The following is an 11,892-nucleotide window of genomic DNA, read 5'->3' on the forward strand; positions in this document are numbered from 1 at the left end:
GTTCTCCTAGTATTCGACCGCCACTTCGCGCGCGCCCAGCACCTGCTCCAGCGACAGCTTGAGCGCATCCGACGGCGCCACGCGCCACTCCTCGCCCAGCTGCACCACGCAGTCCACGCCCTGGGGCTTGACCCGCATGGCCACCGGCAGGCCGTTGGCGTCGCGGTAGGGGGTGAGCACTTCCTGCAGCTTGGCCGCGCTCACCGTGGTGGGCATGGTCCAGCCGAACTGCTGGCCGAACTGGCTGCGCGCGGCGATGATGTCGTACACCTTCTCGGCCGAGATGCGCAGGCCGCCCGAGAAGCGGTCCTCGGACACCTTGCCCACCACGGCCAGGAACTCGTCGTCCTTGAACATGCGCTTGTTCTCGTCGAACACCTCGCTGTAGACGGTGACCTCGACCACGGCGCTCTTGTCGTCCAGCGTGACGATCCACAGCTTGCCGCGCTGCGTCATCTGCGGGCGCATGCCGGTGATCACGCCGCTCATCATGCGCGGCTCGCGCGACGGCTCCAGGTCGGCCAGCCTGGTGCGCGAGAAGCGGCGCGCTTCCGGCGCGTAGGAATCGAACATGTGGCCGGACAGGTAGAAGCCCAGCGCGATCTTTTCCTCGGCCAGCTTCTGGCGGTCGGTGAAGGGGGCGCACTTCACGTATTCGGGCGGCGCCACCAGGTCGGAATCGTCGCCGCCGAACAGGCTGACCTGGTTGGCCGCCTTGGCCTCCTGGTCCGCGCATTCCATGGCGAAGGTGACCGTGGCCAGCAGCACGGCGCGGTCCACCTCCAGGCAGTCGAAGGCGCCGCTGCGTATCAACGCTTCGATGGTGCGGCGGTTGATCTGCTTCTTGTCCACGCGCTTGCAGAAATCGAACAGGCTGACGAAGGGCCCGCCCGCTTCGCGCGCGGCGATAATCGCCTCGATCGCGTTCTGGCCGGCGCCCTTCACGCCGCCCAGGCCGTAGCGGATCTGCGTGACCTTCTTGCCGGTGACGGAAGGCGCTTCGCCGTCCGGACGGAAGCGGTAGGCCGACTTGTTGATGTCCGGCGGCAGCACGGTCAGGCCGCAGACGTCGATCGAGTCCTCGACCAGGATCTTCACCTTCTCGGTGTCGTCCATGGCCAGCGACATATTGGCTGCCATGAAGGCGGCGGGATGGTGCGCCTTCAGGTAGGCCGTGTGGTAGGACAGCAGCGCGTAGGCGGCGGCGTGCGACTTGTTGAAGCCGTAGCCCGCGAACTTTTCCATCAAGTCGAAGATCTCGTCGGCCTTCTCTGCCGTCAGGCCGTCCTTGGCGGCGCCGGCGCGGAAGATCTCGCGGTGCTCGGCCATCTCTTCGGCTTTTTTCTTGCCCATCGCGCGGCGCAGCATGTCGGCGCCGCCCAGCGAGTAGCCGCCGACGATCTGCGCCATCTGCATCACCTGCTCCTGGTACACCATGATGCCGTAGGTTTCGGACAAAATGGATTCGGTGCGCGGATCGGGATAGTCGAAGCGTTCGCCGTGCTTGCGCTTGCAGAAGTCGGGAATCAGGTCCATCGGGCCGGGACGGTACAGCGCCACCAGCGCGATAATGTCCTCGAAGCGGTCGGGGCGCGCGTCCTTCAGCATGCCCTGCATGCCGCGCGACTCCAGCTGGAACACGGCGACGGTCTTGGCCTTGGTCAGCAGTTCGTAGGAGGCGCGGTCGTTCAGCGGCAGCTTGGCCAGGTCGAAGTCGGCCTCTTTCGGATCGAGGTCCTTGATGTAGTTGACGGCGCGGTCCAGGATGGTGAGCGTGGTCAGGCCCAAAAAGTCGAACTTGACCAGGCCCACGGCCTCCACGTCGTCCTTGTCGTACTGCGACACCACGCCGCCGTCGCCGCCCTGCGTGTACAGCGGGCAGAAGTCGGTCAGCTTGCCCGGCGCGATCAGCACGCCGCCGGCGTGCATGCCGATATTGCGGGTGATGCCCTCTACCTGCTGCGCCAGGTCCAGCAGCTGGCGCACCTCCTCCTCGTTCTGCTGGCGCTCCTTGAGCATAGGCTCCTCTTCGATCGCCTCGGCAATCGAGACCGGCTTGCCCGGCTTGAACGGGATCAGCTTGGACACGCCGTCGCAGAACATATAGCCGAAGTCCATCACGCGGCCCACGTCGCGGATCGCGCCCTTGGCCGCCATGGTGCCGAAGGTGGCGATCTGCGACACGGCGTGGTGGCCGTACAGGTCTTTCACGTGCTGGATCACGCGGTCGCGGCCTTCCTGGCAGAAGTCAATATCGAAGTCGGGCATCGATACGCGTTCGGGGTTCAGGAAGCGCTCGAACAGCAGATTGTATTTCAGCGGATCCAGGTCGGTAATGAGCAGCGAATACGCCACCAGCGAGCCCGCGCCCGAACCCCGGCCCGGTCCCACCGGCACGCCGTTTTCCTTGGCCCACTGGATAAACTCGGCCACGATCAGGAAGTAGCCGGGGAACTTCATGTTGCAGATGGTGTCCGTCTCGAACTTCAGGCGCGCCTCGTAGCGCGGGCGCTCGGCCTCGCGCTTGACCGGGTCGGGGAACAGATGCTCCAGGCGCGCTTCCAGGCCCTTCTTCGACTCGGCCACCAGGAACTCGTCGATGGTCATGCCGGGCGGGGTGGGGAAGTTCGGCAGCTGCGGCTTGCCCAGGGTGAGCGTGACGTTGCAGCGCTTGGCGATCTCCACCGAGTTTTGCAGCGCGGCCGGCAGGTCGGCGAACAGCTCGCCCATCTCGGCCTGCGTGAGGAAGCGCATCTGCTCGTTGTAGCGCTTGACGCGCTTGGCGTTGGCGATCATCTCGCCGTCGGCGATACAGATGCGCGCCTCGTGCGCGATGAATTCGTCCGGCGACATGAACTGCACCGGGTGGGTGGCCACCACCGGCAGGCCCAGCTTGGCCGCCAGCGCCACCGAATGGCGCACCTGGGCTTCCTGGTTGGCCTGGCCGGCGCGCTGGATCTCGACATAGAAATGGCCGGGGAAGATGGCGGCCCACTTCTGCGCCTGGCGCTCGGCCAGCTCCAGGTTGCCGTTGTCGATGGCGGCGCCGATGTCGCCGTACTGCGCGCCGGACAGGGCGATCAGGCCGTTGTCGGTGCGCTCGTTGGGCAGCAGCTCGTAGGTCTTGTTGGCGCGATCGGCCAGCCACTCGGTGCGGATCTCGGCCCGGCCCTTGTACTGGTTGGTGAGCCAGGCGGTCGACAGCAGTTCGCACAGCTGCAGATAGCCCATGCGGTTTTTCGCCAGCAGCAGCAGGCGCGAAGGCTTGTCGCGGTTGTCGTCGTTGGTGATCCACACCTCGCAGCCGATCACGGGCTTGATACCCTTGCCGCGCGCGGCCTTGTAGAACTTGACCATGCCGAACAGGTTGCCCAGGTCGGTGACCGCCAGCGCCGCCTGCTTGTCCTTGGCGACCGCGCCGATCAGGTCGTCGATGCGCACCAGGCCGTCGACAATCGAGTATTCCGAGTGCACCCGCAGGTGAACGAAAGCCGGGCCTTGCGGCGGATGCGCGGCGGCTGCGGCGCCGCCTTCTTGTTCGATTACCATCATGTTCATGCTGCTGCTCGCCAGTGTTCCAATGAGCTGCTATTCTACCGCGCCGCCCACTGCTTAGGCAGCATGGTCGATGGCTTATAATAGCGGCTGTTCCGCATTTTCCTGAAAAACGCACCATGCAAGCTCACACCTCCAGCGCGCCCGCAGCAGCCGGCGCAGCAGCGGCGACTCCGTATGTCAACATCGCTGCCTACAAATTCATCACGCTCGACAACCTGGAAGACCTGCGCCCGCAGTACCAGGAGCAGTGCGCCCAGCTCAAGCTGAAGGGCACCATCCTGCTGACGCCGGAAGGCATCAATATGTTCCTGTCCGGCCTGCGCGCCGACATCGACCAGTACCTGGCCTGGGTGCGCAGCGACGCCCGGCTGGCGGACCTGGAAGTGAAGGAAAGCTTGTCGAGCGAGCAATCGCACAAGCGCATGCTGGTGAAGATCAAGAAAGAGATCATCACCATGCGCATGCCGCTGATCAAGCCGGAAGAAGGCCGCGCGCCCTTCGTGGAAGCGCACACCCTCAAGCGCTGGCTGGACCAGGGCCACGACGACGCCGGCAAGTCGGTGGTCATGGTCGACACCCGCAACGACTTTGAAGTGGACGTGGGCACCTTCGACAACACGGTGGACTACCGCATCAAGAAGTTCACCGAGTTCCCGGAGCTGATCGAGGCGCACAAGGCCGACTTCGACGGCAAGACCGTGGTCACCTTCTGCACCGGCGGCATCCGCTGCGAAAAAGCCGCCATCCATATGCAGAACATCGGCTACGACAACGTCTACCAGCTCGAAGGCGGCATCCTGAAGTACTTCGAGGAAGTGGGCGGCGCGCACTACACGGGCGACTGCTTCGTGTTCGACTACCGCACCGCGCTCAATCCGCAGCTGGAGGCGGTGGAAACCACGCAATGCTTCGCCTGCCGCGCCGTGGTCACGCCGCGCGAGCAATTGTCCGAGCAGTACGTGTACGGCGTGTCGTGCCCGCACTGCCACGGCAAGCAGGCCGCAGCTTAAGCTGCCGCCCCCAGCAGTTCTACCGGGCGCTCGCCATCGATCGCCCGGTCCAGCCACTGCTGCAGCTGCTCCGGTCTGGCAATATCAATCCGGGCGATAACAGCGGGCGGCAAGGGGCCGGCGTCGCGCTCCAGCAGCCGACGCAGCGTCGCGCCGAGTGCCTGGCAGATTCCAATCTGCAATCCTTCCTGCCGGCCTTCCTGCCGGCCTTCCTGCCGGCCTTCCTGCCGGCCTTCTTGCCGGCCTTCCTGCCGACCTTCCTGCCGACCTTCCATTAATCCCTGCTGCACCGCTTCAAATTTCAGCTGGTCGGCAAACGTTTTGAATATCGGAACGTAGTACATGGTGCGCACCTCCTCCAACGAGCATTTCCTGGGTATCTTAATCTCCTTGAAGCGCCGTCGCAAATAGCGCTTCACCCATAAGGTAATGGTGCGGCGCAAGGCCTCATTGTGTCGGCCGCGCAGCCAAGTTTCAATGCAAAGCAGCGCAGGCAGCAACGCTTCCGCCGTGCCAAACTGGGTACATTGGAAGAGCGCCTGCACCACGTTCGACGGCCTGGTCATTGGCTGCAACGCACACCGGGCTGTGTCCAGCAGTAAGTAGCGCTGCTGAGGTTGGTATTCATCCAGCTCGCCATCTTGATCCTGCAGATCCAGCATGGAGACAGCAGAGGTCCAGGGCCGCATACCGGTATACAGGACAACAGGCAACAGCTTGGGGAAGGGCCGCCCAGCTGGAAGCAGCCGCTGCTTATGCAAGTCCTCCAGCAGCAAACCGGTGTACACCTGCATCCGCAGCGCCATATAGCAATCCGGACGCGACTGGAATTCCAGCAGCACGTACAGCTCGCGGGGCCCACCAACAGACTGCACGCGCCACACCATATCGTCATGCCTCTGCTGGCCGTCATCGCTGGCGTAGCTGCCATTCACGCGCCGGCACCCTTCCGCATTCAAGTTGCGGGCCCATCCGAAAGGCAAGCAGACGGCCAGCAGCTCGCACACCAACTCGGGGTGCGCGAATAGTTGCCTGTAGCTGCTGTCATGGTCGGCGCGCATGGCGAAATTGTAGCGGCCGATGATAGCGTCAAGCACCGCAGTGAAACCGAAGTTTGAGCGGGCGCAAACCAGCGTACCCACCGGCGGCGGGAGTGGCGGGTTACGCGGCTGCGCCGCTAACCCGCCCTACGGCGCGGTCTTAAAAACACGCGTAGGGCGGGTTAGTGCGGCGCAGCCGCACGTAACCCGCCATGGCCACTACACTGCCGGCTTGTCGCCGTAGCTGCGGCGCAGGCGCAGGAAGGGCTGTTCGATCACGTGGTAGCTGAGCGCGGACATGGCCCAGGTGGCGCCGTAGGCCAGCGGGAAGGCCAGCAGCGCGTCCAGTACGCGGCTGCCGGTCCAGTGCGGCAGGCCGATAAAATTGGCCAGCACGGTCAGCGCCGCCATGTGCAGCAAATAGAACGAGAAGCTGATCTTGCCGCCATGTTCGAGCACGCGCTCCACCACGGCCGGCATGCGACGCTCCCAGCCCACCCAGCACATAATCAGGCAAGTCCAGCCGAACGCTTCCAGCATGGACCAGAAAATCCAGAACTTGTCATGCGAGGCCGGGTCGAAGCGCGACACCGAGGCCTGCAGCACGCAGTTGCCATACACCAGCGCCGCTGCCAGCGGCACCAGCCAGGCGCCGTGGCGGCGCAGCTGCGCCGCATGGCGGCTCACGGCGAACGCACCCAGCATGCCGATCAGGAACTGGTCGAAGCGCCCCACCAGGGTGCTGAAGAACATCAGCGTGCTCTTCTCATTGGCGGTGTAGGCGGCCAGCTTGAGGAAGAGCATGATGCCCAGCAGCTGCAGCAGATAGCTGGCGCCGCGCTCGAGCGCGAAGCGCGCCAGGAAGGGGAACACCAGATAGAAGGTGAACTCCACCGAAATACTCCACGCCGCGCCGGTGACCACCGTGTAAGACGTGGGTGCCAGACCCAGGTTGGTGGCCAGCACATACAGCAAATCCTGCGGCGCGAACTTGTCGCGGCCGATGGAGGTGGCCAGCACAAACACCACCAGGAACAGCGGCACGATGCGCAGCAGGCGGTTGCGCAGGAAGTCGCGGTAGACGATGTGCTGCTGGCGCTGCGCGATCTGCATGAACAGGAAGCCGGACAGGGCGAAGAACAGGCCCACGCCGGTGTGACCTTCGGTGACCGGCGCCAGCAGCACGTTGTACTGCGGCACGCCGCCCTGGCGCATGTACTCGTGGTAGTAGTGGAACAGGAAGACGATGGTGACGGCCAGCCAGCGCAGCTGGTCCAGGCGCGGGTTGTAGGGGAGATTGAGAGATTTCATGGCCGCAATCTTACCCTACAACCAAGTGCCGCCACCAGCGGCGGCAGCCTTACTGTATCGATCGTGGCACAGCCAGACGCAGTGCGTTTTCGTAGGCGATCCGGGCGGTGCCGTACACCGCCAGGCGCGCATGCAGCGCGGCGATCTCCTGGTCCACGAACTTGATGTTGTTGACCTGCTCCAGCGCTCCTGCGCTCAGTTCGGACACCAGGTAGCTGACGCCGTCGATGGTGACTTCTTCCTTTTCTTCCATCGTCACGCTCAGCGGAAGTAGCCGGCCATTTCACGCACGTCGTTGACCGACAGGGTGCCGGCGGCGGCGCGCAGCTTCAGGAAAGACAGCACATAGGTGTAGCGCGCCTGCGCCAGGTCGCGCCGGGTGCTGCTCAACTGGCGCTGCGCATCGAGCAGATCGAGGTTGATGCGCACCCCGCCCTTGATGCTTTGCTCAGTCGCCTGCACCAGCAGCTGGCCGGAGTCCACCGCCTTGATCAGCGCTTCGATCTTCTTCACGCTGCTGACCAGGGAATCGTAATCCTTGTTCAGCTCCAGCATCGCCTTGTCGATCTCGGTCTGCAGGTCGGCCTTGGCCTTTTCGCGGTTGGCCACGGCCTGGCGGGTGGACGCGCTCACCGCGCCGCCCGAATACAGCGGCACCGTCAACTGGAAGCCGATGCTGCGCGTGGTGGAATCCTGGTTGATGGTGTTGATGGTGTCCGAATCGGCCTTGCTGTACGAGGCGACCGCATCCAGGCGCGGGTAGTGGCCCGAACGCTGCTTGTTGACCTCCTGCTGGCTGATGTCGACGCCCAGCTTGCGCGCCCGCACTTCATGGTTGCTTTCCATGACCAGGCGCTGCCAGCCTTCCAGGCCCAGCGTGTCCTCGGGCGGGCGATTATAGGCCGGCGTGAGCGCGTCCAGCTCGCCCATGTTGACGTCCGCGCCGACAATCGACTGCAGCGTGATGCGGGTCGCGGCCAGGTTGTCCTCCGCTTCCAGCACGGTGGCTTCGGCCACGTCCAGGCGGGCGCGGGTTTCCAGCATGTCGGTGCGGGTGCCCTCGCCTTTTTCGAACATGCGGTCGTTGACCTTCATGCGCTCGAGATAGGTGTCGCGCTCGCTCTTCGCCAGCGCCAGCTGGTCCTGCTTGAACAGTACCTCGATGTAGGCGCCCACCACGCGCATGGCCACCTGCTGCGCTTCGCTCAGGAAGATTGCGTCGCTGTACTCGGCCTGCAGCACGCCCTGCTTATAGCGCGCCAGCGCGTCGAAGTTGACCAGGGTCTGGCGCAGCTGCACGCTGGTCGAGCGGCTGATGTAGTCCTGCTTGACGGTGCGCCCGCCGGTCGTGATGTCGCTCTTGGCCTTGCTGCCGCTATAGCTGGCGGACAGACTGGGCAACAAGCCCGCGCGGCCCAGCACGCGGTTTTCCTTGCCGGCCTCGTTGGTAAAGTAGGCGGCGCGGTAGACGCTGTCGTTCTTCAGCGCGGCCTCGTAGGCCTGCATCAGGCCCAGCGCCGAGGCGCCGCTGCTATGCGCCAGCAAGGCCGCCCCGATGGCCTGCACCAGCAGGCCGCGTTTCGATTGCAGAAAGTGGCGCATCACTCCTCCGTCATGGACGTTTTGGCGCGGTCGAACACCGGCTTGAGCAGGTAGCTCATCATGGTGCGCTCGCCAGTCTTGACGAACAGCTCGGCCGGCATGCCGGGACGCACTTCCAGCTTCAGGTGCTGGATCTTCTTCAGGCCTTCCGGCGTGACTTTCACCTGCACCATGTAGTAGGGCTGGCCGTTGTGCTCGTCGAGCAGGCGGTCCGGCGAAATCTTGGTCAGCACGCCGGGAATGTGCGGCGTGGTGTTGCTGTTGAAGGCCGAGAAAATCAGCTCGGTCGGCATGCCAGCGTGCACTTTGTCGATCAGGTTGACGGCCAGGCGGCCTTCCACCACCAGCGCCTCGTCCACCGGCACGATGTCCATCATGCGGAAGCCTGCAGGCACCACGCCGCCCTTGGTGAACACGGCCATGCCGATCACCACGCCATCCACCGGCGCCCGCACTTCCACATTGTTCACGGCATAGATTTCAGCCTTCATACGGCTTTCCAGCGCCAGGGCTTCTTTCTGCACGTCGCTCAGCTGGGTGCCCACCTCGCGCTGGTAGTCCTGCATGCGCTGCGCGCGCTTGAGCGTCACTTCAGCGATCTGGCGCTGGGTGCGGCCCACGGCGCCGGCGTTTTCGGCAATCTCGCCGCCCAGCTGCACATAGTTGCGTTCCAGGTCAAGCAGCTTGCTGCGCGCCACATAGCCGTCGCGCGCCAGGTCGCGCACATTGTCCAGTTGCTCCTTCAGGAAGTTGCGCTGCTCTTTCTTGCTTTCGCTCGATGCTTGCAGCGAGGCCAGCTGGAACTTCAGGCCGGCAATGGATTCCTCCATGGAAGCCAGCTCGTTCTGCAGGCTGGTCTGGCGCGCCAGCAGCAGCTGCGAATTCAGCGCCATGCTGCCCGCCACGCGCGGATCGTCCTTGAAAGGCACCAGCGCCGCCGGCAGATCGAACGAGGATTTGCCAGCGCGCTCGGCAGTCAGCCGGGCTTGCGCCGTTGCGGCCGAAATCAGCTGCACTTTCGAGATTTCGGACTGCGAGGTCACCTGCACGCCATTCATGCGCACCAGCACCTGGCCCTTTTTGACCGTATCGCCGTCCTTGACCAGAATGTCTTCCACAGTGCCGCCGATGAGGTGCTGCACAGCCTTGCGGTTGCCCTCTTTCGCAACATTGCCGGACAGGGGCACGCCCTTGTCGAGCGGCGCCAGCGAAGCCCACAGCAGGAAGCCCAGCACGCCGGCCAGCACGATAAACCAGCCCACACGGGCGTAGGCGCCGGCGTCGGTATTGACAGTCAACGGCTCCACGTCATGGGTAATGACTTCGGTCGCCTTGTCCTTGCTTGCAATCAGTTTCATATTCATTCCTGTTCCGTAGTCGCCTTGCCATCGCCTGCGGCTTGGGCAGCTTCGCGCGCAGCCTGTTCGATGGCGGCTTGTTGGATCGCCGCTTGCTGCGCCTGGGCCTGGGCCTGGGCTTGGGCTTGGGCTTGGGCTTGCGCCTGCTGCTGCGCCTGGGCTTGGGCTTGCTGCGCCGCCAGCATTTTCTGATTCTGCTGCTGCAGGGCGGCCAGCACCTGGTCGGTAGGACCAAACGCTTCCACCGTGCCGTCGCGCAGCAGCAGCAGTTTGTTGGTCACGCTGATGGCGCTGGAGCGGTGCGTAATCAACACGATGGTTTTGCCTTGCTTGCGCAGTTCGGCAATCGCCTGCACCAAGGCCTGCTCGCCTACATCGTCCAGGTTCGAGTTCGGTTCATCCAGCACCACCAGCGACGGGTCGCCGTACATGGCGCGGGCCAGGCCGAGACGCTGGCGCTGGCCGCCGGACAGGCCGGCGCCACCGTCGCCCAGCTTGGTGTCGTAGCCGCCAGGCATGTGCAGGATCAGGTCGTGCACACCGGCGCGCTTGGCGGCGAGCACCACTTTCTCGGCATCGACGTCGCCGAAGCGGGCGATATTTTCCGCGATGGTGCCGCCGAACAGTTCGATATCCTGCGGCAGGTAGCCAATATGCGGGCCGAGTTCGGCCTTGTTCCACTGGTACATGTCCGCGCCATCCAGGCGCACCTTGCCGCTGGCGGCCGGCCACACGCCTACCAGCAGGCGCGCCAGCGTGGACTTGCCCGAACCGCTGGGACCGATAATGCCCAGCACGTCGCCCGGCTGGATGCCGAAGGTAACGCCTTTCAGCAGTGCCGCTTTCGCGCCGGGGGGCGAAGCGATCAGCGCCTCCACCGTCAGCAGGCCTTTGGGCTTGGGCAGCGCCATGCCGGCCGAACGGGCCGGATTCTGCTCCAGCAGTTCGGTCAGGCGCTCGTAGGCGCTGCGGGTACTGCTCAGGCTTTTCCATACGCCGATCAGCTGCTGGACCGGGCCGGTCGCCTTGCCCAGCAGAATCGAACCGGCAATCATCATGCCGGGGGTGATTTTGTTTTCCAGCACCAGCAAGGCGCCCAGGCCCAGCACCAGCGACTGCAGAGACATCTGCACGAACTTGGTCAGCGCGCCGATCAGGCCGGCCTTCTCGCTCGCCTCGGCCTGCAGGTGAAGGAATTTGCCGTGCAGCTTGAACCAGCGGCCCATCAGGTTGGGCAGCATGCCCATCGACTCAATCACTTCGGCGTTGCGCAGATTGTTGGTGGCCAGGGTGTTGGCGGCGATGGCCATGGAGTTGGCTTCGGCCAGCGGCTTGTGGGTCACGCGCTCGTTGACATAGGCCAGCACCACCAGCACCAGCGTGCCGCCCAGAGCGAACCAGCCCAGCGATGGCTCGAACACGAAGATCACCACCAGGTAGATCGGGAACCACGGCGCGTCGAAGAAGGCGAACAGGGCGTTACCGGTCAGGAACTGCCGCAGATTGGTCAGGTCCGCCAGCGACTGGCCCGCGTTGCCGCCGGCCTGCTTGAGGTTGCGCTCAAACGCGGCGGTGTAGATGCGGCGGTTCAGTTCCATGTCGAACTTGGCGCCCACGCGCACCAGCACGAAGCTGCGTATCAGCTCCAGCGCGCCCAGCAGCGCGAAGGCGCCCAGGATCATCAGGGTCAGCATCAGCAGCGTGATTTCGTTGCGGCTTTGCAGCACGCGGTCGTACACCTGCAGCATGTACAGCGACGGCGCCAGCGCCAGCAGGTTGGTGATGGCGCTGAACACGCCTATCGTGTAGAAGGTCCGCTTGAAGCGCAGCAGGATCTGCTCGATTTCGCTCTTAGGATTCAGTAATTTTTTCATGGGGTAGCAATTCCAGGCCGCGGCACGCTCGGTTAAAGACGAGACATTATCCCCTAAAACGGCCAAAGAATGTGATGTACGTCACAAATTTTCCATTGCTGCGGCGAAGAACTTGTATCAAGACGTAAAAAACCCCGCT

8 protein-coding genes are annotated in these 11,892 nt (G+C 64.1%); 1 reads left to right on the top strand and 7 read right to left on the bottom strand.

Annotated features, from left to right (window positions below):
- Nucleotides 1-6: 6 nt before the first annotated feature.
- Entirely contained in the window at nucleotides 7-3,552 is a 3,546-nt protein-coding gene (gene dnaE / locus KT882_RS26740) for a DNA polymerase III subunit alpha (protein ID WP_407682059.1), read from the bottom strand.
- A 122-nt stretch (nucleotides 3,553-3,674) separates the two neighbouring features.
- Here dnaE and KT882_RS26745 point away from each other — a divergent pair, with 122 nt between their 5' ends.
- Nucleotides 3,675-4,568 carry a sulfurtransferase gene (locus KT882_RS26745; protein ID WP_228893741.1) on the top strand — a complete coding sequence of 298 codons (894 nt, stop codon included), beginning with the start codon at nucleotides 3,675-3,677 and terminating at the stop codon, nucleotides 4,566-4,568.
- Here the strand turns inward: KT882_RS26745 and KT882_RS26750 are convergent.
- The 6 genes from KT882_RS26750 to KT882_RS26775 all read right to left on the bottom strand — a co-directional run bounded on the left by KT882_RS26750 (nucleotide 4,565) and on the right by KT882_RS26775 (nucleotide 11,753).
- A complete protein-coding gene (locus KT882_RS26750) occupies nucleotides 4,565-5,629 on the bottom strand; it encodes an Rpn family recombination-promoting nuclease/putative transposase (RefSeq protein ID WP_228893742.1) in 1,065 nt (354 codons plus the stop codon). The two genes, KT882_RS26745 and KT882_RS26750, sit on opposite strands and share 4 nt — an antisense overlap.
- 198 nt (nucleotides 5,630-5,827) lie before the next feature.
- A complete protein-coding gene (locus tag KT882_RS26755; protein WP_161074053.1) occupies nucleotides 5,828-6,919 on the bottom strand; it encodes an acyltransferase family protein in 1,092 nt (363 codons plus the stop codon).
- Between the two features lie 49 nt (nucleotides 6,920-6,968).
- A complete protein-coding gene (locus tag KT882_RS26760) occupies nucleotides 6,969-7,172 on the bottom strand; it encodes a hypothetical protein (RefSeq protein ID WP_228893743.1) in 204 nt (67 codons plus the stop codon).
- Between the two features lie 8 nt (nucleotides 7,173-7,180).
- Nucleotides 7,181-8,521: a TolC family outer membrane protein gene (locus KT882_RS26765; protein ID WP_228893744.1), complete on the bottom strand. Its 1,341-nt coding sequence runs from the start codon at nucleotides 8,519-8,521 to the stop codon at nucleotides 7,181-7,183.
- Nucleotides 8,521-9,879: an HlyD family type I secretion periplasmic adaptor subunit gene (locus KT882_RS26770; protein ID WP_228893745.1), complete on the bottom strand. Its 1,359-nt coding sequence runs from the start codon at nucleotides 9,877-9,879 to the stop codon at nucleotides 8,521-8,523. Before KT882_RS26770 ends, KT882_RS26765 begins: the two co-directional genes overlap by 1 nt.
- A 2-nt stretch (nucleotides 9,880-9,881) precedes the next feature.
- The gene (locus tag KT882_RS26775) at nucleotides 9,882-11,753 is read right to left on the bottom strand and encodes a type I secretion system permease/ATPase (RefSeq protein WP_228893746.1); all 1,872 of its coding nucleotides are present in this window, start codon (nucleotides 11,751-11,753) and stop codon (nucleotides 9,882-9,884) included.
- Nucleotides 11,754-11,892: the final 139 nt, after the last annotated feature.

Origin of the sequence: Pseudoduganella aquatica (assembly GCF_020865585.1) — a bacterium.
GTDB lineage: Bacteria > Pseudomonadota > Gammaproteobacteria > Burkholderiales > Burkholderiaceae_D > Rugamonas > Rugamonas aquatica_A.

What these genes read in the sequence shown, in the direction of transcription:
- KT882_RS26760 (WP_228893743.1), bottom strand. Translation starts at nt 7,172, where the DNA reads ATGGAAGAAAAGGAAGAAGTCACCATCGACGGCGTCAGCTACCTGGTG.
- KT882_RS26775 (WP_228893746.1), bottom strand. Translation starts at nt 11,753, where the DNA reads ATGAAAAAATTACTGAATCCTAAGAGCGAAATCGAGCAGATCCTGCTG.
- KT882_RS26750 (WP_228893742.1), bottom strand. Translation starts at nt 5,629, where the DNA reads ATGCGCGCCGACCATGACAGCAGCTACAGGCAACTATTCGCGCACCCC.
- KT882_RS26755 (WP_161074053.1), bottom strand. Translation starts at nt 6,919, where the DNA reads ATGAAATCTCTCAATCTCCCCTACAACCCGCGCCTGGACCAGCTGCGC.
- KT882_RS26770 (WP_228893745.1), bottom strand. Translation starts at nt 9,879, where the DNA reads ATGAAACTGATTGCAAGCAAGGACAAGGCGACCGAAGTCATTACCCAT.
- dnaE (WP_407682059.1), bottom strand. Translation starts at nt 3,552, where the DNA reads ATGATGGTAATCGAACAAGAAGGCGGCGCCGCAGCCGCCGCGCATCCG.
- KT882_RS26745 (WP_228893741.1), top strand. Translation starts at nt 3,675, where the DNA reads ATGCAAGCTCACACCTCCAGCGCGCCCGCAGCAGCCGGCGCAGCAGCG.
- KT882_RS26765 (WP_228893744.1), bottom strand. Translation starts at nt 8,521, where the DNA reads ATGCGCCACTTTCTGCAATCGAAACGCGGCCTGCTGGTGCAGGCCATC.